Raw genomic sequence first — 2,844 nt, 5'->3', positions numbered from 1 at the left:
TAAAGCATATATCGATGAAGATTTTAAAAGTAGAATTTTGAAAGAAAACGAAATAGCAAACGGAAAAGTAGGAAGCTGGTTAGATACACTCTGTGATACAAATAATTTTGTTGTTAATACAGATGGAATTTTAGGAAGTGATGTTGCAATATGGAGTCCTTATCGAAGAGATATTCGAAAAATAAAACTTACCAATTCGACTATAATTCTCACAAGTGGTTATCCATCATTAGATTCAGATGGATTAAAAATATCATTAATGCCAACTTTTGGATTTGTTCCTGGAGATACAATTGAAGTTGATAATTCAATAATTGATATTGGTACAAGAGATGAGAGTGAAGCTTTGAAAAATATCGCTCAATTTATGGATAGAGATGGAAATTATATAATTTATCAAATCGATATAAATTTAGAAAATAGAGGAAGTAATTTTAGCTATAATTTAGAGTGTAAAGCTAAATCACTTTGGTCTAATATTTTAGGAGGTTTAAATAATGCCAAATGATGTTAGGAGACAAGGAACTAGAGGAATATCTAAAAATGATGATTTAGAAGTATTATTAGCATTAAAAAGAAATATATTACGTGATTTAAAAGTTGCAAGTTTAGGAATAGTTAAATCAATTAAAGATAATATAATTAAAGTTAACTTATTTCCAACTTACACAAATGAAAGTGAAATAACAATTGATTGTTATTGTTTGAAAAATTTAGAAATAAATAAAGACAATGTTGTTTTAGTTTTATTTTTAGACAGAAATTTTATTCAACGTTTCTATATCAACAGAATATTTTCTGTAATATAATAAAAATATAATAATAAACCTTAAAAATTGCAATTTTTTTGATATAAGGTAATAAAGTTATGAAAAAATGTATAGTTTTAATGGGAATAAAACATTGCGGAAAATCAACACAGGCAAATTTTTTGTCAGAATATTTTAAAATTCCTTCTTTTGATACAGATGATTTGATTTTTGAATTAACCGGAAAAACTCCACGCCAAATTTACACAGAACTTGGAGAAGAAGGTTTTAAAACTGCAGAAAAAAACGCGTGTCTTGAATTAAAGAACCGCCTTGAAAAAATTCAGCAGACTGAAAATTCAAAAAAATACATTGCTGTCGCAGCAACTGGCGGCGGAATTTGCAATAATGCCGAAGCAATAAAAATTTTAAGTGAAATTGGAATTCTTGTTTTTTTGAATGCCGATGAACATATAGCTGCAAACCGCATTGTAAAGGAAGTAAAAATTGATGTAGATGGAAAACTTTCTAATCTTCCAGCATACATTGCAAAAGAAAATCCGCGCACAATAAACGATGTACGGGAAAGTTTTCATAGATTTTATGTTGAACGGCAGAAAATTTATCGTTCAAGTTGCAATATTTCTGTTGATATGAAAAATGCGCCAAAAAACGAAAACCGCGACTCGATTATAGAGTCGCTTTCAAAAACAGAATAAAGGCTTAGAAACTATTCTTCGCAGCCGCCACAATTTTCGCAGCCACCGTTGCTGCATCCGCCGCCACAACCACCGCAACTTCCGCCGCAGCCACCACAACCTTCTGCTGTGTATGGAGCAATTTCTTCTTCAGTTGCATCGCGAACGTCAACAACTTCAACATCAAAATGCAAGTTTTTGCCGGCAAGCTCATGGTTTGAATCGATTGTAATATTTTCTGGCGTAACTTTTGTAACTGTAACGAGCATTGCCCCGGTTGGAGTGTCTGCCTGAAATTTTTGACCAACTTCGATTTCTACGCTTGTGTCAAAACGGTCGCGTGGAACTTCTACGACATATTCCTGTCTGTATTCGCCATAACCGTCTTTTGGCTCAATTATTGCGGAAAATTTGTCGCCCTTTTCGCGGTTTTCAAGCTCACGTTCCATTCCAGGAATAAGCATTCCTACTCCGTGCAAATATTCAAGAGCTTCTTTTCCTTCAGAAGAATCGATTATGTTTCCATCGTCGTCTTTGAGAGTGTAATGGATTTTTACCATTTTATTCTTTTCGATTTTCATGATTTTTCCTTAAAAGATTATTTTTTGTGGGTTACTATTATACAAAAGATTTAATGCGCTGGCAAATATTGCAATGCAGTTTATTTCGTACTCTGCCCATAACTGCGAAATTTTGGTGTGATTAAAAGTTATAAGAGCCTTTATGTTTTCGCTTGTTCCTAAAATGCATTGCGCTGTAGATTTTATGCCGGAAAGTTCCATTTCCTGTCTGAAATTTGAATTGTTTTTAAGTGTGCTTTCAATAAAACTGTTTGTAAAATAATTCTTGCCATTGAGGAGCTTTTTAAATTCGTTGCTTTTTGCGTAATTTGCGTTTTGATGATTAACAAGTTTTTTTCCGAGAGAAAATTTGGCCTTTAAATCATCTCCGGTAAAAACTGTTATGTTGTCCAGATTAAATGTTTCTTTTAAGTGAATTAAAATTCTTTCAACAGTCTTTTTTGGAGCAACCACAATATCCTGCACAAATTCTGCCATGTATTTTAATTCCTGAACTTCGCGGTCAGCATATTTTACAATATCGTTTGCTTGAACAGATTTTCGGAAAAGTTCTGCATGCAAGTCGTTGCGGAAAAATACATATCTGTTCCGGCCTTTGTCTTTTGCCCGATAAAGTCCAAAATCCGCCTTTTTAAAAAGTTCATTGTAAGATTTTCCGTTTTTAGGAAAAACTGCGCAGCCAATCGAACAGGAAATTGAAATATCGTCGAATTTCCCAGCAAATTCATTTTTGATTTTTAAGAGAATCGAATGTAAAAAACCGCGTAAAATCGTTTCATTTTCCATTCCGTAAGAAACAATTAAAAATTCATCTCC

Annotated in this window: 5 protein-coding genes; 3 read left to right on the top strand and 2 right to left on the bottom strand. The window is 32.8% G+C overall.

The window, feature by feature from the left end; genetic code table 11:
* From B3Y13_RS04875 to B3Y13_RS04865, 3 genes are all read left to right on the top strand, one after another.
* On the top strand, positions 1–508 hold a 508-nt coding region (locus B3Y13_RS04875; protein ID WP_296693051.1), incomplete at its 5' end, for a hypothetical protein.
* Complete coding sequence (locus tag B3Y13_RS04870; protein ID WP_296693049.1) at positions 498–809, top strand: hypothetical protein; 312 nt, start codon at positions 498–500, stop codon at positions 807–809. The genes B3Y13_RS04875 and B3Y13_RS04870, both read left to right, overlap by 11 nt.
* 59 nt (positions 810–868) lie before the next feature.
* Positions 869–1,468, top strand: a complete 600-nt coding sequence (locus B3Y13_RS04865; protein ID WP_296017656.1) for a shikimate kinase — start codon at positions 869–871, stop codon at positions 1,466–1,468.
* Between the two features lie 11 nt (positions 1,469–1,479).
* Here the strand turns inward: B3Y13_RS04865 and B3Y13_RS04860 are convergent, their stop codons facing one another.
* On the bottom strand, positions 1,480–2,028 hold the full coding sequence (locus tag B3Y13_RS04860; RefSeq protein ID WP_296017661.1) for an FKBP-type peptidyl-prolyl cis-trans isomerase: 549 nt from the start codon (positions 2,026–2,028) through the stop codon (positions 1,480–1,482).
* A 9-nt stretch (positions 2,029–2,037) separates the two neighbouring features.
* Positions 2,038–2,844: diguanylate cyclase domain-containing protein (locus B3Y13_RS04855; protein ID WP_296693047.1), on the bottom strand; the 807-nt coding region annotated here is incomplete at its 5' end.

Origin of the sequence: Treponema sp. UBA7567 (genome assembly GCF_002476655.1) — a bacterium.
GTDB lineage: Bacteria > Spirochaetota > Spirochaetia > Treponematales > Treponemataceae > Treponema_D.
The sequence above is the reverse complement of the archived record's forward strand: the minus strand, read 5'-3'. Positions and strand labels throughout refer to the sequence as shown.

Excerpts from the sequence above, each read along its gene's own strand:
- B3Y13_RS04870 (WP_296693049.1), top strand. The coding sequence starts at position 498 with ATGCCAAATGATGTTAGGAGACAAGGAACTAGAGGAATATCTAAAAAT.
- B3Y13_RS04865 (WP_296017656.1), top strand. The coding sequence starts at position 869 with ATGAAAAAATGTATAGTTTTAATGGGAATAAAACATTGCGGAAAATCA.
- B3Y13_RS04860 (WP_296017661.1), bottom strand. The coding sequence starts at position 2,028 with ATGAAAATCGAAAAGAATAAAATGGTAAAAATCCATTACACTCTCAAA.